Here is a 21596-nt window from a genome sequence, read left to right as displayed (position 1 = left end):
CGTCAGTTCGAAGCGTTCCTGGCCGGAGTGGTTTCAGCGTACCTGCTGAACCCGATTCACGAATCAGGAGGATCACGGTTTACTGATGAAAGTTCGCTTCTTACTGTGGTCGCTTTCAAGTTTGGGAATCGTTCTGGCTCTTGCAATTGCTTTCGCCTACGCCCCGCAGTCGATGCGTCGCATCGGATTGATATACCTGATTTTCGGAGTTCTCTCCGGGATGGCGTTCGGTCGGTTGGCACGCGAATTTGAACTCAATCGCAGTCGTTTTCTGCCCGTGATTGCATTCGTGGTTGTGCTCATCGGAGGAACACAACTCGCTTGGGCTTCCTTCCAGCAATTGAAGGCAGCGCGCAGCCAACAGATTGAAAACGACCCGGAACAACTTGCCATGCTCAATCTTGCAGAAGAAATGGCGAGTGATGATCCAGAACTTGTAGAACGATACCGGCAAGAGCGCCGCAATTTGCAACCGCGTTTTAACGACTACCTGAAGTTCAGATACTCGAAAATTGGAAAGTCAGCGGAAAATCTTTCCATCGTGTTCTGGAGCCTCGAACTGATTTGTGCAGCGACCCTTGCAAGCTTGATGGTTTGGAGAACGCCATTGGCTTCGGATACGACAACGAAGGAAATTGAAACGTGATTGTGGGACTGGGCACTGACATTGTCGAGATTGTTCGAATCGGTGAAATGATCGAACGACACGGTGAACTCTTTCTGCAGCGGGTCTACTCAGAAACTGAGATCAAGTACTGTCAGCGTCATAAAGAAGCCATTCAGCACTATGCCGGTCGCTGGGCTGCCAAAGAAGCGGTGATGAAAACGCTGGGAACCGGCTTCACGAAAGGAGTCGGGTGGAAAGACATTCAGGTTCATAACAAACCCTCCGGCGAACCAGTGATCGATCTTTCCGGCGGTGCAGGGCAAGTCGCCAAGCTGAAGGGGATCGATGAAGTTCTGATCACCATCTCACACTGCCGCGCATACGCCACAGCGACCGCAATCGCCCTGCAGCACAGTCGCCACAGTTGATGCATCACGTGCGGAAACGTCTCAGTACGTCGTGACGAGTTTGCACTCCCCTGTCTTGATCTTCGAATTGACGCAGCATCTTTCTGCCCGATTCTGAGAATGGCTGAAATGGAAGAACTTCAGCTTGAGGTTTGGTAAAATCGAGGCAGTGATTGAATCGTTGACTTTGTGTCGTGGAGTCATCGACGTCAATCAACGAGCGGACGGCATTCACTGATCTGAAATGAAGTCGTTCGAACCATCTGTGATTCGATTGAGGGAAGCGCAGCCATGATCAACTTGAAGAAGATCCTGATTCCGACGGATTTCAGCGAGTTCAGTCAACACGCTCTGCGGTATGGGTGCGAATTCGCTCGGAAGTTTGAAGCCAAAGTTCACCTGATCAACGTCGTCGAAGATCTCTATCCGATCGTTCCGGAACCGGGCATGGCGACCGCGCTTTCTCCTCCGTATTTTCAGGAACTGGCAGAGAGTTCACGGCGAGCCATTGAGTCACTTCCATCACCTGAAATGGCGAAGGGCGTGGACATCGAGCGAGTTGTCGTGACCGGAACACCTTTCCTGGAAATCATTCGATATGCGAAAGAGCAGGACATCGACATGATCGTGATCGGGACGCATGGTCGATCCGGTCTCGTTCAGGCGTTGATGGGAAGCGTGGCAGAGAAAGTCGTACGGAAAGCAACCTGTCCAGTGTTGACGGTCCGCCCGGAGGGACATGATTTTGTCATGCCCTGATAGTTGCGACGGTCTGCTCGCTCTGCTTGAGAATCGCGTTGAAAGATGAACTTCGAAAACTTTTGAGGCTTGAGTTTGATGTTTTACTGGATCGTTGGATCCCTCGTATTGTTGCTGGTGATCATGCTGATCAAAGCTCCCGCGTTCGTCGAATGGATTCGATCGAAAGAAACGCAGCGGGCGATTGATCTATTTCGCGTCCGGCGAGAAGTTCTGGAAGCCAAATTCTTCGAACTCGCAGCTGCTCAAGGGAAACCACGCGGACTCCGATGGACTGAGTGCGACTGGAAAGACCCCGTCTACTTCGCTCGAGATCGCAACACGAATCTCCTCACCGCCTTCTCCTCTGTCGAAATCCATTTTGAGGCAATCGAGGGAGGAGACATGGAAGACATCGCAGCTGTCGGCGATATCCGAGACGCTTCGGCAGTTTTCCACTATCAGGACGGCGTCTGGGGCACCGGTGGCAAAGCCTTGTTCAACATGAGTCCCGACATCGCCGTCGAAAAACTGACCGCTCAATACGAACCGATCGAAACTTGACGATGAATTCCCGTCGAGCTTCGGCAGAGATTGCATCTTCGTCGATTTTCGCAAATTCAGCCGTCATGTTTGATTGACGAGACGAACCTTCTCTGCCTATCCTTTGTCCACCACCACACGGGGCGTAGCTCAGCTTGGCTAGAGCGCCTGCTTTGGGAGCAGGAGGTCGCACGTTCAAATCGTGTCGCCCCGACTAACCTGGGTCAATTCAGTGACCCAGATCAAACTTGAAGAATGCTCAGTATTTAGGACCGAGAATGCTTATGTTCGGTCCTCGGTAGGCGAGAGTCCAAAGTATCGTTTGTATTCTCGACTGAACTGCGACGGGCTTTCATAGCCGACTTTTCGGGCCACCTCGCTGACGGTTATTGAACCGCTTTGTATCATTTGGCGAGCCTTCGTGAGCCGGACTCCCTTGATGTACTGCAACGGGGAGTCGGACGTGATCTTACGAAAATGCTGATGAAACGCAGACACGCTCATCGCTACACGTTCGGCAAGGTGTTCGACAATCAGCTCCTCGGTATAAGATTCGTTGATGATTCGGAGAGCCTGGAGGATCGAAGCTGAATTGCGATTTGAAGCAATTGACGACAGCGAATCGGCCAAGCCGTTCTGTAGCACGCGGTACATGACTTCCAGCACGAGTGACTCACCCAAAATCGCGGCGTCACTTGGTGAGTGAAGCGCCGCTAGCAGTCTTCCATAGACCTCTTTGAGATCATGAGTGAAAGGAAAGATATCGACTGTGCGCGGTGGTGTGTGTTTCGCCCCTTTTGTAGTCATCATCCGGGCTGAGAGGCTCATCAGTTCTTCGAAACGCACATCGATCACGACAGCAATCAAGGGGTTTTCTTGTGACGCATCTACTGCACACTCCACCGGACTTCCCGACGTCACGCAGAGGATTGAATTGTCATCGTACTGTATCGTTCGGTCCGAGTAGTAGAGGGTCTTACGTCCCTGAAGGTTGGCGACAATCCAGCTTTCGTACAGGATCGGTTGCCGAAGGATCGGAGTGGTCGTGCGAAACAGTCGAGCTCGATTGATTCGAGTGTCGATGAATCCATCGCATGTGATCAGTGGCTTTGCAAGGTCAATGAGTTTTTGCATGTTCGTCATGAATTGCTGGCCTGCTGTCGATTCATGTCTTTCCAGTTCTGTGGAAGAATAGTAGAGATAACACCGCAAACAAAGCCTCGAAAGATGCGTTGTGTGTAGGAATAGGCAAGAGATTCGGAGGAATGGACCCTGACAGAGCGATGTTCATCTCTGTAGAATTCTTAGACAAAGCGATACCGCTGATTGATTTCAAAACTAGGGAGGCCAAGCCATGAGTCGAATTTCAGAAGAACGAATGGCGAAAGCCAATGAGCAACTCAAAGCGATCTCTCAAGAGGATCATGCAAAAGTCAAAGCTCTCGCTGCGATCGTAAAAACTCCACGGAGCTTCATCTTCAAGACTCCGGATGCATACGGAATGACGGGTTGGTCTGATCTTGTCATCCCATCAGACGATGGCACTCCGCTCGAAGCTTGGTACATCCCTGCAAAAGGAGGTGAAAGCGACAAGCTAGTCATCTTCAATCATGCATTGCCTATGTGCCGTGCCGGATTTCCCGGGCATTTTGGCGAGCCGTGGAGCAACTTCGACGATGCTGAAATCGACTTCGTGATTCAATACAAGCATCTGACCGATGCTGGTTACAACGTGCTGACCTACGACTTCCGCAATCACGGCAACAGCGGTGCAGCGAACAATGGCGTCTGTGGAATTGGGCAATGGGAATGGCGGGACTGTGTGGGCGTGAAGAAGTATGTCGACCAGCATCCCCGGCTGAGCAAGATGAAGGTCGCACTATACAGCCAATGTCTGGGCGGGGTCTCTCAGTACGCCGCAATTTCCAAGCACCCGGAATTGTTCAAAAACGTGTTGTGCATGTGCAGCCCGCTGGTCCCAAACATGACGGCCATCTTTGAGGCGTTCTCGAAACGGCAAGGTATTAGCCAGTATCAGGAACTCATCGATCTGGAACTGTTGAAGCTGGGAGGATTCCCTGCCGCCGACATGGGCGGCTATCTCTGGGCACCGGCAGTCACTTTGCCGGTGTTGATGTGGCAGGTTCGCGAAGACATCTGGACAAAGCCTGAGGATGGCCAGAAGACTTTTGATTTGCTGGCGAGCAAAGACAAGGAACTGGTCTGGATCGAGGACACGACCCGACGATTCAAAGATGGCTACAATTGGTTCGGTCGGAATCCAGAAAAGGTTCTTGGTTTTCTGGGTAAGTACATGAACTGACAAGGCGAACTGAGAACGGACCTGTTCGCAGTATTCAGCACCGGGGTCACTTCTAAAACAAATACCGTACAGTGGGGAGTCCCTTGAGGAGCGACAAAGATCTGTAGTTGCTCCGACTTGAAGAATCGAAGACGCACATCGTTCCGCGAGAATGGTTTGCGCTTTTTTTTGTTGTCACCACAAGGTGGTGGACATCCCGACTGCTTCAGAGGCGGCGCCGCGTTACGATTTGATTGGCGTGAACTTCGAGGATTTCTGCTCTTGTAAATCCTTAAGCGTCTTCCCGGATTCGTTCGTGAATTGCGCGTTGGTGATTTGCAGGTTCGTGATACGATCCACACGGAATTCGCGGAAGTCTTTGCGCGTTTCACACCATGCAGCGAGTAGCCAAACTGGTGCGATGAAGACGAGACACAGCGGGCGAATGCGGCGTTGGGATTTCCTCCCCGACTCGTCGGTGTATTGGATTTCGACCCAGTTTTTGTTGCGGACGGCTCGTCTCAGGGCTGCAAAGTCAATTGTGATTGGCACCTTGCTGCGGCTTGAGCAGGCGTAGGCTGCTGATCGGTTGGCATCTTCGGCGAGAGAAGCTGGCAGGACAGCTGTGATCTTTTCAATCGCTCGTCTGGCTGAGTGGGCGAGGGCAGAGTCGCCCCAACTCTCGACCATCTGTGCTCCGAGAGTCAGGGCATCCAACTCGTCGACATTGAACATGAGCGGCTTGACGAGATAGTCCTTGCTGAGCAGATAGCCAACTCCTGCTTCGCCGATAATTGGGACGCCGGAGGCTTTCAAATCGGCAATGTCTCGGTAGACCGTGCGAACGCCGATTTCCATTTCTTGAGCGATTTCTTCGCCTGTCACAGCCTCTCGACGCGTTTTCAGGTACTCAACAATTCTAAACAGACGGTCGGCTCGTCGCATGCGGCGTCTCAAGGAACGGGATAGGGCGAAACTTTTCAATCCTGACAGTCTGCTGACAGTACGGTGTCAGGAGGGCTCTGTAAAGTTCTTGCATGCGATCGGCCCAGTGACCTTTTCGCGAAGTGAGAGCCTGGCAGCAGGCGTCCATTCGGGGACGAATTCGGTGGGCGGTCTGAGAATCTATACCATCACGTTCATGAGCCTTTACGAGAGAGCAAAACTATGCAGACAACCGCTGTAAGCACACCCGTTGAAACTCAGGTTGAAGTTGTTAGAAGTTTCGACTCGACGATCGATTCGGTTTGGAAAACGTTCACCGAGCCGGATTTGGTGAGCCGGTGGATGCTCGGTCCACCGGGCTGGTCGATGCCCGTCTGCGAGATGGATTTTCGAGTCGGTGGAAAATACGAAAACCGATTTCGAAACGATGACGACGGGATGGAATTCGGATTATCCGGAGAGTTTCGGGAAATCGCTCCGCTTCGAAAGATCGTTCAGGACGAATGCTACGGAGGAGGTCACACCGAAGAGGACATGAGTCACTCAGCGGTCGTCACCATCTCTTTTGAAGATCACGGCGGAGAGACAACTGTCGCCACGCTGGTTGAGTATCCATCACGAGAGGCCCGTGATGCCGCACTTGCGACCGGAATGACTGAATCAATGGAGATGGGATATCGGCGTATCGATGAGCTCTTGGCGGGCTAATCGCGAAGCGTCCGATGCCTGGTAGCCCTCACAATGATTTACGGATCGTTATTCGATCTCAGCAAAGCCGGCCGATTCCGTTGCATGTCACTGCAACGGAATCGAGGCAGCGTTCGTATTCATTCAGCTAACGTTTGCAGGGCGATGCTGAATCGATTGACTGCGACGCAGTTACTGAACGACTTCTCGCTTGAGTGCACGCAGTTTTCGTTTACCGCCTTTGTTGACCTCCAAAACGAATCGAGCCAGATTCAGGAACTCTTCTCGGTCAGCGAGTGACCGGACGAGCCCGGCAGGCATTGTCGAGAGAGGAGAAGCGATGATCTCGTCGATCTGGTCGGCGGGGATTTCGCGAAGCTTTCCTTTTTCGGCAGCGATGCTCAGAACGATTTTTTTGTCGTTCTGTTCAACGAGGTAGCCTGAGGTGAATCGGCCATCGTCGGTGATGACGGTGACAGACTGATAGCCTTTCAAGATCGACTTCGACGGTTGCAGAATTGACTCAATCAGGAACTCGTCAGTCAGGCCTTCTCGAGCGGCGGTCAATTCTGGTCCGAGTTGGAAATCTTCCTGTGCGTCATGGCAGGTCGCACAGGCGGTTTTCTCCTGATAGAAAATCTTCGCCCCTTCAAGTGCATCGCCAGATTTCCAGGCATCTTGAACGAGTTGAGCAACCGATTCTGAGAGTAGCTGTTGCTCCAGTACTTCGTTCTTGAGCTGATCTTCAGCGAGTGATGGTCGGCTGCCTTCCGGGAACGGATGCATCTCGATGAGCTCTTCGGGGCTGTAGAATTTGCGACGACTTCGTGTCTCTTCCCGGATCTTCTTGACCTGGTCGACGGTGATTTCAGAAGCGTCATTGCCCCAGCTGTTGCGTACGTAGGTGAGTACGCTAGCGATTTCTGCATCGGTGAACATGTGCCCCAGTGCAGTCATGGGAGGGACACCTTGCGTCGGCTCGAAGACTTGTCCGCGAACCTGAATCTTTCCCCAGATCCCGTGCAGGGTCAGCTTGATGAGCCGATCTGGCTCCCCGTTGACCCATTCACTTCCTGCGAGAGGCGGATAAATTCTGGTGATCCCTTCACCGTGATCGCGATGGCAGGTCGCACAGGAGCCTTCTGAATAAAAGACTGTTTGGCCCACTTCGTAAACACGTCGGAAGTCTTTGTCTTTAAGTTTCTGCGACTTCGTGCTGTAGTCCTTGGGTTTGAAGGCTCCCTCGAGTTTGGATGCCAAGAGTTGTTCTGGATTGACTGACAAGTCAACAGATTCAAACCGACCCGCGGCGAGCAGGTCTTCTACTTCTGGCTTGAGTGTGTACATCGCACTGTTGAGTGCATTGCGAATCCAGCGATCTGTGGGTTGAGTGGCGACAGACAAGGTGATTTCAGCACCCTGCGATCCTCCCAGCCAGGTAGCAGCAGCGAGGGCTTCGAGTCGAACTCGAGGGTGCTCGTCAGTGGAAGCCTGCATCAGGTAGGTTTCTGGATGATCGAGCAAGTGCAGACAGTGCCTGACGATTCGAACTGCAGCGGATCGGACGCGATGGTCCTGGGCTGTAAGGCATGCATTGAGCAGTTCGAGTGAAGGTGACTGCTGGCCCCATGTGGCCCAGAGGGCTTCGAGGACGAGGCGTTCATCGTCTGTATTGTCACTCGCGAATTTCGTGGCGGCAGTGAGGACTTCTTCCTTATCGCGGGCCCGGAGTTCCCGGTGCGACCATTTGCGGGCGTTCAGCTCGGGAAGCTTCATGTTTTCGAAGAGCTCTTCGATCGATGCTCCTGCAACGTTTGGTGGAGTGACGAGCGGGGAGCCGTTTCGTGTAATTCGGTAAATTCGACCGTACTCGGAGTTTCGCAGCGGATCGCGAGCGCTGTGCTGCATGTGTCCGATCAGGGTGTTGTGCCAGTCGATGAAGTACAAGCTTCCGTCGGGAGCGACTTCGAGGTCACATGGTCGGAAGTTTCCATCGGTGGACTGCAGTAGGTCCTGACGAAACTTGCCTTTAATCTCGGCCCCGTCTTCGACCACCTGATACTGTTTGATGCCGAGGAATCCGATGCTGTTGGCATACATGTAGTCGCCTTGAACCTCTTCGGGGAAATGCCGCGAGTGCAGGAATTCGGCGCCGGAGGTGGGGCGAGTGTGGTGTTCGTAGTTGAACTTCGAAACTTTCGGAATTTCATCGGCGTGAGGAATTTTCAGCGAGTAGCCGAGCATCCAGTATTGAGATCCACCCGAAGCGTCGTTGACGAAGGTCTGACCGTATTCATCATGTGCGACGCCCCATGGATTGGAGACATCTGACTGCATCACACGTTCGACTTTCCAGGAAGCAGGGTCGAATCGCCAGACTCCACCATCGGTCATGCGTTCCGGTCCCCAAGGGGTTTCGACTTGGGAATGGAGGAAGCGGCCTTCGCACATATAGATCCCGCCGCCGTTGTCGACGTCGAAGGCTGAGATGGCGTGGTGTGTGTCGTGCGGGTCGAAACCATCCAGCAAGTAAATCGTTTCGTCAGCCCGGTCGTCTCCGTCGTTGTCTTTGAGCAGCACGAGGTAGGGCTCTTGTGAAAGGTAAACGCCTTCCGGGCCGAACTCGAATCCGATGGGCATGTGAAGACCATCGGCGAAGACAGTCTCTTTGTCAGCTCGACCGTCTCCGTTTGTGTCTTCGTAGATCAACAGCATGTCGTTGGGTTTGGTGTCACCCGGTTTGTAGTGCGGGTAACTCGGCAGTGTTGAGACCCACAGCCGGCCTTTGTTGTCGAATCGCATTTGCGCGGGATTCCCGAGGTTCGGGAACTCCTGTTCCGATGCGAACAGTGAAACGTCATAGCCGTCCGGAAGCGTGAACGTGGCTTTGGCTTGTTCCTCGGTCTTGAGAAAGTCGAGCGATCCGTTCTTCTCGCTGACCTGGTAGTTCGTCTCAACCGGGGAGAGTGGTCGGGTTTGGGAATCATCGACATCGAGTGTTGATGAACGTCCTTGTGCGATTGCCCAGATGTTTTGATCGCGAAGGACCGTCATCTGGCGGATTTTTTCAATTTCTTCAGGGTAGTTGTAGTTTCCGTAAGGAGCCCAACGTCGACCGTAAGCGTGCACGCCATTCAGCATGCGGTAGTCATTTCTCCAGAACCAGGACTTGTCCTGGACTGCCTGATGAAGAACGGAGCCAGATTCGATGGGAGCAGTTTGCTCGCCGAACAACTGTTGCATGAGAACAGGTGCAAGCTTCTGATATCCCGCCTCGGAGAGATGAACTCCGTTGATCGTGAGTGGTTCGTCGGTGTTTTGGAACCATTCAAGTGTCGGGGTGAACAGGTCCACGAAGCCAACTCCTTTTTCGCTGGCGACCTCTTTCACTGCGTCCGCGTAAGCTTTGAGAATCTCGTTTCTTTCGGCAGCATCCGGGAGGAAGTAACCGCTCAACTGCTGCATCGCGATCGGAGTTGCAAGAATCAATCGCGGCGGTTGAGTGTCGTTCTGCGCGTACGAGCGTGACAGTGTGTGGTCAACAAATGCTCGGAGTTCGTTCTTGAAGTTTTCGACTCCTTCCAGTCCATCGAACGATTCGTTGAATCCAAAGAACGCCACGATGGTGTTGGCTTTGATGATTGTCAGCCATTCGTCAGGTGATGGATAGTGGCCGATTCCGAGGTGATCGTTGATCTCCGGTCGGAACTTCTCTGCACCTGGGAAAGCCCATGGATCTGGACGGCCTGCTTCCGGTCGAAACGCGGGGGTGTGTCCGGGGAATCCCATGTTTCGAAAGGTGATTTCCTTTTGCGGAAACTGTTGTTGCAGTGCGGTCTCGAAAAAGTTGAAGTGCTCCATCCGCGAAGCCAGAGTGTTTCCCAGAAAGACAATCGTCTCACCCTGATTCGGTTCAATCGGCAACGAAACGGCGGGAGCATCCGCATCGACGGGAACCGGTTGCAGAAACTCAGGGCGGACTTGGTCTGCTTGCTGGGTTTCGCTGGAAGTAATCGTTGTGATCACCTCAGGTGCAGATGGGGATGAGGCGTCCCCTTCTTTTTCCGCTGCCGAATATGAACTTGCAAACGCCAGAAATGCTCCTGCCAACACGAGGAAGAACACTCTGGAGAAAGATTTGGAGAACTCTCTTTTCATAATATTTCGTTCGCCGCTGGATCCGATGTGAAACGGTCTGTCGAGATTTCCGACAGACAACAGGAGTTGGGAACACTCTATTTCATGTAACGGGCGAGCATCTTTCAAGCTCGTCTACAGATTGCACTGTCTACATCCCCGATGCCAATGCTTCGAGGTGTCGGCTGAAGTGGTCGGCGAGAACTTCCTTGTATGTATCCGGGTGAGATTCGAGGACGCCTCGAACGGCTGGGCCGAGTTCGGGGTCTGTCAGTGTCGACCCGAACGTGCAGTGCAGGATCTGCCGTCCTGGTTCAGTGAATCCCACTCCTTGAGGAACGTCGGACCAACACTCAAGGTAGACTTTCTCCAGCTGTTCGGCACTCAGGTCATCACCGGGGGTGACTGTGTCGATCGTCGCTGAGACGTGATAGGTCGCTTTGTCGACGTTGTAGCGTTCGCGACCAAATTGGACGATTCGACGGAACAAAGCTTCGTCATGACGAGCAACGACGCGAAGCGCTTCGAGGTAACTCGTTCCGGCTGTCTTGACGTGGAATCGTCCCTGAGTCGCGCGAGCGAGAACTGCGTACATCGACAGCTTGTCGGACCCTGAGTGCAGACTCAATTTGTATGGGCCGAGAAGCTCAGCGATCGCAGCATGGTCGTGCAAAGACTTGTCGAGTGCTTTGACGTCCCCTTTGTAATCGACTCCTTTTTCGAGTTCGCCAATGAAGCGAGGAGCCAGGCTGACGAGCTTCATGCCCCCCTGAAGACACTGATCGGCGATGATGTAGTGCTCAGCGAGTGTCGTCGGCTGATCAGTTTCATCGACGGAGAGTTCGATCTCGTAATCAGCCCCTTTGTCCGTGTGGACTTTCTTGATGTAGTCGCCAAGCGACAAAGCTCGTTTGATCGCTGAGCCGTATTTGACTGCCGCACGCATGCATGCCTGTTCGTTCAACTCGATCGTTGATCCGGTTGGGAGATCAATCGTTTTCCCGAGGTAGTTTTCGTACCAGGTCGCTGTCTCGCGGGCGGATTCGAACTTCTCACGCAGAGTTGATTCGTCGTAGTCGTCAGCTTTCTGATCGACATCGTCAGACGGGTCAATTGTGAAGAACGTGAATCCCACAGCGGCGGTGACATCGACATCGGCGGGAGTTTTGAGATGGTCGGCATCGGCTCCGATTCGGCCGCCCCAGCCAGCTTGTTTGGCTCCGTTGAGAGCATCGTCCATCACTTGCTGAGCAGTTCGCTGAGTTCGCGTCATTTCGCGAATCGACTGCTGCGGGAAGATTGGTTCGATACCGTTTCCGGATCGTTTCATCGCTTCAACGTGACCGGGGGTTGCTAATCCAATTCGGTCACCGAAGCCGAAACTTGGAGACAATCCAAGTGTCGTGCATTTTTGTTGTTCGCTCATTGTGTTCTCACTTTGCAATGTAGAAAGCTCGCCAGACAGAGTGGGCGGAATTAGCTGCGGAAATATGTTCGAAACGCTTCGATGGTGTTCTCTGCGGCGGTTCGCGAGTCCGGAATCGGAAAGGCCTCTGCGGATGCGTAGCCGTCGAAGTCTGTTTCGATCATCGCGGCAGCAATGGGGGCGAAGTCCATGTGCCCGCGACCAGTTGCCTGCCGATTCGAATCAACGAAATGGACATGACCGATATATCCGCGGCCAGATCGAATTGCTTCAGCGAGATCCGCTTCCTCGATGTTCATATGGAAAAGGTCTGCGAGAAGTTTGACGTTCTTCGTCGTCAGAGTCTTCAAGTAATCCACGCCATGCGAAATGGTTGTGATGAGATTAGTTTCATATCGATTGAGCGGTTCGTAAATCAGCGGAACATTCTTTTGGGCAGCGTACTCTCCCAACTCGTTGAGAGCCTCTGCGAGAAGCGACAGGGCATCGTTACGGCTGAGATCGCCTCCCCAACGTCCCTGCATTGAGCCGATGATAGCTGGAGCATTGAACTCAGCGCCAAAGTCGATCATCTGGCGAATGAATTCTTTGGCTGCTTCACGTCGAGACTTGTCTGGGTCTGTCAGGTTGAGGCCATGTTTGACCATTCCGGCACCGGTTCCGACGGCGGCGACGTTGAGTTTGAACTTCTCAAGCAAGCTCTTCAGTTCAGCTCGATCGACCGTATCGTGAGATGGCGCGAAGATTTCGATCGCGTCGAATCCCAGGTTCGCGGCTTGCTCACAGGCGTCAGCAATTCCGTCCCAGAAGACGAACGGACCACCTCTGGCTTCTTCGACAAGACTGACCGTAATGGCTGACTGAATCATTGGTTTTCTTTCAGCTTGGAAGTTTCAGCGATTAATGTTTTAGTGCCGGCAAGTGTCAGGCGACTTCAATGACCGCTTTGATGACGCCGGATTCCGGTTTGGTAAATGACTCGAACTGATCGATAACGTCATCGAATGATGTCCGATGAGTGATCCACGGATCGGTGTTGATCGTCCCGCCTTCGATGAGTCGAATGATGCGTGAGAAGTCCCTCGGCAAGGCGTTGCGAGAGCCTTTGATCGTCATCTCTGGTTTATGAAGTGCAGGGTGCGGGAAGGAAACCTCAGCGGTCGTGATTCCGACATAAACGAGTGAGCCGGTGTGTGCGACGTACTGCAGGGCGCTTGACATCGAACCGTTGTGCCCGGTGGCGTCGGTGACGACAACGTATTTGTCTCCGTTGGTGATCTCGGCGACCTGTTCGAGTTCTGACCCGTCTCCCTTAAATTGAATCGTGTGAGCCACGCCATAAGTATCGCGGCAGAATTGCAGACGTGATTCCACCATGTCCATCACGGTGATGGTGGCACCCGTCAAGCGAGTGAATTCCAGCGTTGCCAGACCGATTGGACCAGCTCCGATGATCAGGACATGATCACCTTCTTGAGGGGCTCCGCGATCGCAGGCGTGGCAGCCGATTCCGAGTGTTTCAACGAGCGCGAGCTGCTCGTATGTGAGTTTTTCGGAAGAATGGAGCTTGTCGGCGCGGATGAGAAACTTCTCGCACAGGCCACCGTCGACCATGACTCCGATAACATTCAGCTTCTCACAGCAGTTGCCTTGCCCTTTGCGACAGGCATAACACTCGCCGCAGTTCATGTACGGTTCGACGCTACAGCGATCACCGGGTTTGACGTTTGTGACATCCTCTCCGACCTCAAGAACCTCGACACCGAGTTCGTGACCGGGAATTCGAGGGTAGCTGAAGAAGGGCATCTTGCCGAGATAGCCGCTGTAGTCGGTTCCGCAGATCCCCATTCGATGAGTCCGCACAATTGCCTGACCGGGGCCGGGTGAGCCGGGTTCGTCGATGTCGATCTTCTGAAAATGTTTAGGCTGACTGAGTTGGATGGCTTTCATGATGAACTCCGAGGAAAAAGCGTCTCAGTGGAATGTGTCTTGGGCATCTTCGTTTTGGATTTGGAGCGATTCAGATCAACCGAATGAGTTTCTGTTGAAAGGATCGCGTCCTCTTAAGTGCAGAGAAATCATGAAAATTGTTTAGGCTTCGACATCTGGAGTGTCATTGTTTTCGGGGCGTCCCTCGATGTAGAACCAGTTGTGGATCGGTTTGAGGATTTCAAGCACGTCGGCGAGTAGTGATTCGTCGATCGGTTCTTCGGACCAGTCCACCCATTGTGAAACACGATTTGGGTTGGCCGATCCGGTGACGCAGGTTGTGAAGTCGGGATTAGCGAGCGAAAACTGCAAAGCCAGTTTGGCGATGTCTGATCCATGCTTTTTGCAGTGGTCAGCAGCTTGCTTGGCGATCTCGCGGACTTTCGGAGTCGCTTTGTGCCATTCGGGGAGTGGTGCGCCGGTGAGCAAACGGGCTGAGAACGGAGCGGCATTCATCAACCCGACCCCTTTGTCTTTGCAAATCGGGACAAGCTCCAGCGCCATGTCGTTTTGCAACGTGTAGTGATTGTAGGTCAGAAGAACGTCGATGTCGCTGTTGGCGAGGACGTATTTGAACATCTTCATTGGGTATCCGCTGACTCCGATGAAGCGGACTTTGCCTTTCTCGACTTGCTTCCGCAGGGCAGGCAGAGTTTCGTTGACGATCTGAGACATCTCGACGAATTCCAGATCATGGCAGAGGACGATGTCGAGGTGATCGACTTTCATTCGCTCGAGGGAAATGTCGACGCTTTCTTCAACTCGCCGGGCACTGAAGTCGAAGTGTTGACCGGCGTAACGTCCCAGCTTCGTCCCGAGGTAATACGAGTCTCGAGACAGTTCCGGAAGAACGCGGCCCAGGAGCATTTCGCTCATTCCGCGTCCGTAGAACGGAGAGGTGTCGATGAAGTTCATCCCGCGTTCGATCGCGACATGAACGCTTCGAAACGCCTCGTTGAGGTCGATTTGTCGAAACTCCTGCCCGAGTGACGAGGCTCCGAACGAGAGTTTCGTCAACTCGATTCCAGTTTTCCCCAGAGGTCGTTTTTCCATGATCTGACTACATTCGAATGAAGAGATGCACGTTGTGGAGTGTGAATTTCGGACGATGATCGCAGCTGCCACCTGAAAGCGACATTGTCCGAACTGTGGTGGAATTATGCCAATCGATCAACGAACTTGAATGGCTAGACTTTACATTTGCATGTCAATTTTTAACATCGAGGAATGTCTGAATCGCGAGCACAACCTGCGCTTCCGGAATTCGTCTCTAAGCAAGTCACCGAAGCGAGACGGTTCTTTCTCAATCTGAATCCTGTGCGGGAGAGTCCGTTCGATGTCGTTTGTGGAGGAGTTGAAACGACCCGTCCGGAATACGTAGTCGACCGGGAAGACTTTCCGTATTACGCCGTCGAATTCGTTGCCGAAGGAGAAGGGACCCTGCATTTGGACGGCAACACGTTTCGGTTGGTCCCGGGGGTCATCTTTGCCTATGGGCCGGGCACGTCGCACACCATTCGCAGTCATAGCGACAACGTGATGCGGAAGTTCTACGTCGATTTCGTAGGAACTCAGGCTCTTCAAATGCTTGAGGAATCGAAATTGAGGTCGGCTTCAGAACACTTCGTGGCATTGACTGTTGGCCGCGTGCATGAGATTTCTGAGATCTACGAATTGCTCGTGCGGAATGGACTCAACAACGGACCGATGGTGACGCCAATCTGTAATTCGCTTGCGCAACTGTTGTTTCTGAAAGTTAAGGAGGTCAGTCTTCCGAGAGAGAACTCGATGCCGCAGGCGTATTTCACCTTCGAACGCGTTCGCAAACTCATCGACGAAAAGTTCCTGCACTTGGATTCCGCTCAAGATGTCGCTCAAGAGTGTGAATTGACACCGGTGCATCTTTCGAGGCTATTCAGCCGGTTTTCAGACTGCGGGGCATACCAATATTTGCTGAGAAAAAAAATGAACTATGCAGCTGGGCTGTTGATGAATGAAGGGCTACTTGTGAAAGAAGTGGCTGCGAAGTTGAATTTCGGAGACCCGTTTCGCTTCTCGCGATCATTCAAACGTGTTTACGGAATTGCCCCGACTGATCTCCTGCGAACACGCCGTTAGGGGATTCACATAGCTTCGAATTGTCCATTCAGAAATTTGGAAACGCAGTCGGTGCAGTACCAGCGGTCACGGATGAATCTCTTTGTCGTGTTTGCACAGCGGACTTCGAGATGAGACGCTGGATCTGATTGCAGGTTTAAAAACAGATTGCTTGAGAGGAAGATCGATGTCCGTGATTGCTGTGACTGCTGCCAGTGGTTCGCTCGGTTCCGAAATTGTGAAAGCGATTCGTCAACATTTCAGCGACGAAACTGTCATTGGTCTCGCTCGAACTCCAGCAAATGCGGAGTCGCTTGGAGTCGAAATTCGTCCAGGCGATTACACCAAGCCATCCGAGTTGGAAAGCTCACTGCAGGGAGTGAACACCGTGTTGCTCGTTTCCGGAATGGCTCATCCTGATGAACGGATTGGCCAGCACCGCAATGTCATCAATGCTGCCCTTACAGCAGGTGTTGAGAAGATCGTCTATACGAGTATTCAGGGGGCTGAGGAGGGGACCGGCTTCTCGCCAATCGTGCAAAGCAATCGGCAAACGGAAGCTGACATTCGCGACAGCGGGTTGCAGTGGTCGATCGGTCGGAACGGGATTTATATCGAGCCGGATATCGAGTACATCGACCAGTACGAGAAGAGCGGAGAGATCGCCAATTGTGCTGGGGGCGGATTGTGTGGGTACACCACGCGGCCTGAACTCGCCTTCGCGTATGCACAGATGTTGACAGATCGAAAGCACAACCAGCAGACTTTCAATCTGCATGGCGAGTCTCTAACGCAGCTTCAGCTCACGGACTTCATCAACGAAGCATTCGGGCTCAATCTGAGTTATCGGAAACTGACCGTCGATCAATATCGCGAAGATCGCATCGCCGAACTTGGCGATTTCCTGGGCAACGTGATTGCCGGAATCTACGAAGGAATTCAGCTGGGAGCGTTCGACAATCCAAGCCAGTTCTCGCATGCAGCAGGCCGCGAGCACGTCACTTGGAAGGACTATTTACAGAAGTTGAAGCAGGATCAATCCTGAACTCAGAAAATGATCGCATGCAGTTCCGCTAAGTGTGGTCGATGGCCAGTTGCGGTTGTGGAGATGGTTCGGAAGACGAATCTTCGTTGAGGGCTTCGGCGATGTCGTGGTGAGCTGCCTTAATGCCGAACAACCGTCCGTAGATGACGTAAAACGTCGGGACGAGAATCAAGACGAGCAAAGTCGACAGAGCCAGTCCGAAGCAGAGGCTGGTCGCCATCGGGATCACAAGTTGCGCCTGAAAGGAACGTTCCGTGAGGATCGGGAGCAGCCCCGCGATTGTCGTCAGCGACGTCAGAAGAACAGGACGGAAACGACGTTGCCCCGCTTCCACAGCTGCATCTTCGATCGCTATTCCAGAACGTGAACGGGCATTAATAAAGTCAACGAGCACGATGGAGTCGTTCACCACGACACCGGTCAAAGCGACGAGTCCCAGCATACTGAAGAGTGTCAGCGGCAATCCAAGTAGAGCATGTCCCCAGATGGCTCCAACGATTCCGAAGGGAATGACGCTCATCACGATGAGTGGCTGTCCGTATGAGTTGAACTCCATCGTCAGAAGCACAAATGTCGCGAAGAGAGCGACGAGCAATCCGATCATCAAGCTTTGGACAGACTCAGTGTCTTGCTCCTGTTGACCTTCCCAGCGAACACTCAAATGAGGGTACTTCTCTAGCAGACCCGGCATGTATTCGGCTTGAAGTTCAAGAACTGTCTCTTTGGCGTTGCCTTCGTTCTCGTCGATGTCGGCGGAAACGGTAATCGATCGCCTTTGGTCGATGCGGTTGATCTCGGAATATCCACGCTGAAAATTCAGATTCGCGATTTCTGAAATCGGACGCTGAATTCCGTCGCCGGGATCGACTCGGATTTCGCTGAGGCTGGCGACAGAGCGACGATCCTCTTCGGGATATCGCACCATCAGCTTAACCTCATGTCGACCTCGTTGAAGTCGCATGACTTCTTCCCCGTAGTACGCTGCTCGCACGGTACGGGCGATCGATTCGAGGGGAACGCCGAGTGCTTTTCCGGATTCTTTTTCAGTCAGTTGGATTTCTGTCTTTCCGGGGCGGGAATCATCGTCGACGTCTCTGACGCCCGGGTATTTGGCGAGTTCGATTTTGACGTCTTCAACAGCGGCTTCGAGTTCGGCCATGTGTTCCGCTGGAGCGAGCAGCTTGAATTCGATCGGTTTCCCGCCTGGTCCGCGGGCGATTGAACCAAAAGTAAGAGACTCAATCCCCGGAATTTCCCCGACAAGTTCTCTCCATTCGGCGGCGATTTCTTCGCTGGTAATGTTTCGTTGTGTGTTTTCAGCCAGTTGCACCTGCACGGAACCGATATGGCTTCCGGAATTCGCTCCCGATGCGCCAGGAGGGCCGCCGGTTTCCGCTTGCGCTCCGACTGTTCGCAAGACCGCGAGGATGAGCGGGTTGGCTGGTTCCGAATACTTGTCGTTGATGGCGTTTATGGCCGACTCGATTTCCTGTGTCGCTTGATCGGTGACCTGGCTTGGCGTTCCATCGGGGAAGACGATTTTTGCGATCACTTCCGGAGCATCGAGCTTCGGAAAGAAGACGCTCGGGACAGTTCCGTTGGCGACCAATGTCACTGAGCAGATGACGATGGTGATCGCGATGCTGACAGTGATCAGGGTGTTTGCCAGACAGAATCGAACGGTCGGCGTGTAGAAGGATTTGATAATGAAATCGAGAACACGATTCGTGAATTGCGTCAGTCCAGCAGTTAGGAAGAACGGCTTGTCGCTGCCGTGAGCAAGGTGGCAGGGAAGAATTGTCACACTCTCCAGCAGGGAGATGACAAGCATCGCGATCACCGCGAGCGGAAGGACGGCGAAGAACTTACCCATAATCCCGGATACGAAGAACATGGGCATGAACGCGAAGACGGTCGTAATAATCGATGTCGTGACGGATGGAACAACCTCAGCTGTGCCATCAATGGCAGCCTGAAGGTTTGGCTTTCCGAGTTCACGGTGTGCGTAAATATTCTCTCCAACCACAATCGCGTCGTCGACGACGATTCCGAGCGCGATCAGGAATGCGAACATCGAAAGCATGTTGAGTGTCTGATCGAACTGCCACAAAATGGCACAGGCTCCGAGGATCGAAAACGGAATCCCAATCGCAACCCAGAACGCGAGTCGAAATTCGAGGAACAGTGCAAGGACCATGAAGACGAGAAAGAGTCCTTGAAGACCGTTGCGTTTGAGCAGGTCGAGTCGGTCGCGGACGTCGACCGATGCGTCTCCCCAGACGGCGAATTCATAGCCGGACGGGGGAGGGTTCTCGTCGATGTAGTCTCGCACTGCGCTGGTCATGGCGAGAAGGTCTTCGCGGGCGGCAGCTTTAATTTGAATGGCCAGTCCGGGTCGGCCGTTGATGCTGGTGATCGATGGGGAATCGATGAATTCATCGTGCACAGTCCCGAGATCGTCGACTGTGAGAACGACTCCGTTTGGCCTGGTAATAATGGGAATGGCGGCAATGTCTTCCCCGTGGATGCGTTTATCTTTTCCTCGCAGGAGGAACGTTTCGCTTTCGTCGCGGATATTTCCTCCGGGCAATTCGAGGTTTCGTCGTCGAATTCGATTCGCCACGTCGGTCAGTGTAAGTCCATATTCGCGCAAGGATTGTTCGGGGATTTCCACGTCAATCTGATAATCACGTTCCCCCACGATGTCTGCGACGGAGACCTGCGGGATCTGCAGAAGGTCGTCTCGAATACTCTCGGTGACCGATCGGAGTTTTAATTCGAAGTCCTCGTCGTCAGAGCGGTTGGCGACAATCCCGACCGTGATGGCTGGGTTACGAAGCGTGACCTGTTGGACCTCCGGTTCTTCGGCCAAGTCGGGGAAGCTGGGGATGCGGTCAATTTCCGATTGGATTTCGTTGAGGACTTTTTGAACACTGGGGACGCTCGTTTCGACCTCGATGACGATATTGGCGGCTCCTTCCTGAGCGACTGATGTCACCTTCTTCAGGCCATCAACAGAGCGAATCGCTTCTTCGATCTTCTGGCAGATGCCCGATTCGACTTCTTCCGGACTTGCACCCGGATAGGGAACGGAGACGAGAATCATTTCCAGTTCGAACTGGGGAAACTCTTCTCGCCGGAGTTGCCAACCAGCGAACATCCCGACGAAGAGCACCACGACCATGATGGAGTTCATGGTGGGAGTGTGTTGAATTGCCCAGGCGACCATCGACTTCATAGGGAGTTCTCGTCACTGCTTGGTGCAAGGGATTCTGAATCGAGCGATGCTGACTCGGCAGCTTGTTCTTCACGAATCGGCATTGAGTCCGCGACGGCTGCCAGCGGGGAAACGACGATGCGATCTCCGACAGAGAGGTTGGAGGTAAGGTCACGAATGATCGCTCGATCTGCGATTGTGCGGGCGACAGTCACGGGAAGAATCTGCAATTGGCCATCTCGTGAAACCCACAGCTTTCCGCCGGGACGGACTGCTTCAATGGGAACGGACATCAACGAAGAGGTGATCGAAATCGGAATTCGAACCGTCACATACATTCCGCTGAGAAGTGTCGGGATACGAAAGTTGAGTTTTGCACCCTGCGATGATTCGACACGAGTCTGTTCCGGATCACTGACGAGCACTCGGCACGGAAAGGTGCGAGTCTCTTTCGTGAGCCCGGCTCCTTCAAAGCGATCGAGCATCCCCGACCAGATCGTTTCGACACCGCCAAATTCATAGACGATTTCGCACGGAACCGGCTTGAGTCGGATGGGATCGATCGCTGTCAGTTCATCAGAGGGGGCTGCTTGTGCAACTCCCGCTGTTTGCTGTTCCCAGATCCATGCCAGTTGGGCCGCTTCCAGCTCGCACCGAATGATCATGCGGCTTCCATCGCTGATGTGAACGAGATCCGTTCCAACTTGAACGTGGTCTCCTTCTTCAACGATTTCATCCACAATTCGTCCGGTGATTGGAGCAACGATGCGGCATCGTTCGACGTCGAGTTCCGCTTGTTTGAGTGTTGCGGCAATGACTTCGCGGCTGGCGAGTTTGGTTTGCTTTTGCTGCGTCATTGAACGCAGTTCATTTTGAAGGACTCGCAATTGATTTCGAGAGGCGAGTTCTTTGGCGCGTTCGTTATCGAGATCGGTGTCTGTCGTCGCTTCGCGTTGCCGCAGCCTTTCGACTCTCTGCAAATTACGGCGTTTGAGTTCGAGGTCTTCTTCGGCAAGGGAAATCAGCGTGGCCTGATTGTCCATGTCGACGTTGAGGGCTCGGATTTCCTCATCTGTCTGAGCAAGCTGCGCTTGAATTCGATCGACTTCCAGGCGATAGGAAATGTCTTCGATCTGAAAGAGTAAATCTCCCTCGCTGACGAACTGACCGCTGCGGGCCTTCTCCGACTTTTTGATGATGCGTCCTTCGACTTCGGTGCCGATCGTCAAGACGCGGTAGGACGAAGCTTCTCCGTCGAGGTTGATCTCAAATTGGCCGTCAAACTGTTCCACTTCGACCGTGCGGACGAGTGCTGCTCCATCTCCGTCGCGATCGGGTTCTTTGGGGATTTCCGGCTTCTGGCCGAAGACGAAAAATGTGAATCCCCCAATGGCGAGAATCATCACCGAGGCGAGGGCATTAACGAACAGTCGCACGATTCGACCGCTCGGACGTC

General features: G+C 53.2%; 17 protein-coding genes and 1 tRNA gene. 9 read left to right on the top strand and 9 right to left on the bottom strand.

The genetic code is table 11. From position 1 onward, the window contains the following. The first annotated feature begins 85 nt into the window (after nucleotides 1–85). The 5 genes from AB1L42_RS19900 to AB1L42_RS19880 all read left to right on the top strand — a co-directional run bounded on the left by AB1L42_RS19900 (nucleotide 86) and on the right by AB1L42_RS19880 (nucleotide 2509). On the top strand, nucleotides 86–646 hold the full coding sequence (locus tag AB1L42_RS19900; protein ID WP_367060345.1) for a hypothetical protein: 561 nt from the start codon (nucleotides 86–88) through the stop codon (nucleotides 644–646). Beyond that, complete coding sequence (gene acpS, locus AB1L42_RS19895) at nucleotides 643–1035, top strand: holo-ACP synthase (RefSeq protein WP_367060342.1); 393 nt, start codon at nucleotides 643–645, stop codon at nucleotides 1033–1035. The genes AB1L42_RS19900 and acpS overlap by 4 nt, the downstream gene beginning before the upstream one ends. Before the next feature lie 270 nt (nucleotides 1036–1305). After that, complete coding sequence (locus AB1L42_RS19890; RefSeq protein ID WP_367060339.1) at nucleotides 1306–1773, top strand: universal stress protein; 468 nt, start codon at nucleotides 1306–1308, stop codon at nucleotides 1771–1773. Nucleotides 1774–1851: 78 nt separating this feature from the next. Beyond that, nucleotides 1852–2316: a hypothetical protein gene (locus tag AB1L42_RS19885; RefSeq protein ID WP_367060336.1), complete on the top strand. Its 465-nt coding sequence runs from the start codon at nucleotides 1852–1854 to the stop codon at nucleotides 2314–2316. 118 nt (nucleotides 2317–2434) lie between these two features. Then, nucleotides 2435–2509 (top strand) — tRNA-Pro (locus AB1L42_RS19880). 68 nt (nucleotides 2510–2577) lie between these two features. Here the strand turns inward: AB1L42_RS19880 and AB1L42_RS19875 are convergent. Next, nucleotides 2578–3429, bottom strand: coding sequence for an AraC family transcriptional regulator (locus AB1L42_RS19875; RefSeq protein WP_367060333.1), 852 nt, complete (start codon nucleotides 3427–3429; stop codon nucleotides 2578–2580). Between the two features lie 220 nt (nucleotides 3430–3649). Between AB1L42_RS19875 and AB1L42_RS19870 the strand changes: the two genes are divergently transcribed. Next, nucleotides 3650–4618 carry an alpha/beta hydrolase gene (locus AB1L42_RS19870; RefSeq protein ID WP_367060330.1) on the top strand — a complete coding sequence of 323 codons (969 nt, stop codon included), beginning with the start codon at nucleotides 3650–3652 and terminating at the stop codon, nucleotides 4616–4618. 222 nt (nucleotides 4619–4840) lie between these two features. Here the strand turns inward: AB1L42_RS19870 and AB1L42_RS19865 are convergent, their stop codons facing one another. Beyond that, on the bottom strand, nucleotides 4841–5542 hold the full coding sequence (locus AB1L42_RS19865) for a YafY family protein (protein ID WP_367060327.1): 702 nt from the start codon (nucleotides 5540–5542) through the stop codon (nucleotides 4841–4843). Nucleotides 5543–5764: 222 nt separating this feature from the next. Here AB1L42_RS19865 and AB1L42_RS19860 point away from each other — a divergent pair, with 222 nt between their 5' ends. Next, nucleotides 5765–6250, top strand: coding sequence for an SRPBCC domain-containing protein (locus AB1L42_RS19860; protein WP_367060324.1), 486 nt, complete (start codon nucleotides 5765–5767; stop codon nucleotides 6248–6250). Nucleotides 6251–6421: 171 nt separating this feature from the next. Here AB1L42_RS19860 and AB1L42_RS19855 read toward each other — a convergent pair whose 3' ends face one another. From AB1L42_RS19855 to AB1L42_RS19835, 5 genes are all read right to left on the bottom strand, one after another. Then, nucleotides 6422–10387 carry a PVC-type heme-binding CxxCH protein gene (locus tag AB1L42_RS19855; RefSeq protein ID WP_367060321.1) on the bottom strand — a complete coding sequence of 1322 codons (3966 nt, stop codon included), beginning with the start codon at nucleotides 10385–10387 and terminating at the stop codon, nucleotides 6422–6424. A gap of 130 nt (nucleotides 10388–10517) precedes the next feature. Further along, nucleotides 10518–11792: a tagaturonate epimerase family protein gene (locus AB1L42_RS19850; protein WP_367060318.1), complete on the bottom strand. Its 1275-nt coding sequence runs from the start codon at nucleotides 11790–11792 to the stop codon at nucleotides 10518–10520. Nucleotides 11793–11842: 50 nt separating this feature from the next. Next, on the bottom strand, nucleotides 11843–12661 hold the full coding sequence (locus tag AB1L42_RS19845) for a sugar phosphate isomerase/epimerase family protein (protein WP_367060315.1): 819 nt from the start codon (nucleotides 12659–12661) through the stop codon (nucleotides 11843–11845). A 55-nt stretch (nucleotides 12662–12716) separates the two neighbouring features. Beyond that, entirely contained in the window at nucleotides 12717–13742 is a 1026-nt protein-coding gene (locus AB1L42_RS19840; RefSeq protein WP_367060312.1) for a zinc-binding alcohol dehydrogenase family protein, read from the bottom strand. A 141-nt stretch (nucleotides 13743–13883) separates the two neighbouring features. Next, entirely contained in the window at nucleotides 13884–14834 is a 951-nt protein-coding gene (locus tag AB1L42_RS19835; protein WP_367060309.1) for an aldo/keto reductase, read from the bottom strand. A gap of 174 nt (nucleotides 14835–15008) precedes the next feature. Between AB1L42_RS19835 and AB1L42_RS19830 the strand changes: the two genes are divergently transcribed. Together AB1L42_RS19830 and AB1L42_RS19825 are read left to right on the top strand one after the other, a co-directional pair. Beyond that, a complete protein-coding gene (locus tag AB1L42_RS19830) occupies nucleotides 15009–15899 on the top strand; it encodes an AraC family transcriptional regulator (protein WP_367060306.1) in 891 nt (296 codons plus the stop codon). Between the two features lie 166 nt (nucleotides 15900–16065). Continuing rightward, complete coding sequence (locus tag AB1L42_RS19825; protein WP_367060303.1) at nucleotides 16066–16923, top strand: NAD(P)H-binding protein; 858 nt, start codon at nucleotides 16066–16068, stop codon at nucleotides 16921–16923. 28 nt (nucleotides 16924–16951) lie between these two features. Here the strand turns inward: AB1L42_RS19825 and AB1L42_RS19820 are convergent, their stop codons facing one another. Together AB1L42_RS19820 and AB1L42_RS19815 are read right to left on the bottom strand one after the other, a co-directional pair. Further along, complete coding sequence (locus AB1L42_RS19820) at nucleotides 16952–20161, bottom strand: efflux RND transporter permease subunit (protein WP_367060300.1); 3210 nt, start codon at nucleotides 20159–20161, stop codon at nucleotides 16952–16954. Beyond that, nucleotides 20158–21576: an HlyD family efflux transporter periplasmic adaptor subunit gene (locus AB1L42_RS19815; RefSeq protein ID WP_367060297.1), complete on the bottom strand. Its 1419-nt coding sequence runs from the start codon at nucleotides 21574–21576 to the stop codon at nucleotides 20158–20160. The genes AB1L42_RS19820 and AB1L42_RS19815 overlap by 4 nt, the downstream gene beginning before the upstream one ends. Nucleotides 21577–21596: the final 20 nt, after the last annotated feature.

The sequence above is a fragment of the Thalassoglobus sp. JC818 genome, assembly GCF_040717535.1.
Lineage (GTDB): Bacteria > Planctomycetota > Planctomycetia > Planctomycetales > Planctomycetaceae > Thalassoglobus.
Note: the sequence above shows the minus strand (reverse complement) of the source record. Positions and strands in the feature narration are given on the sequence as shown.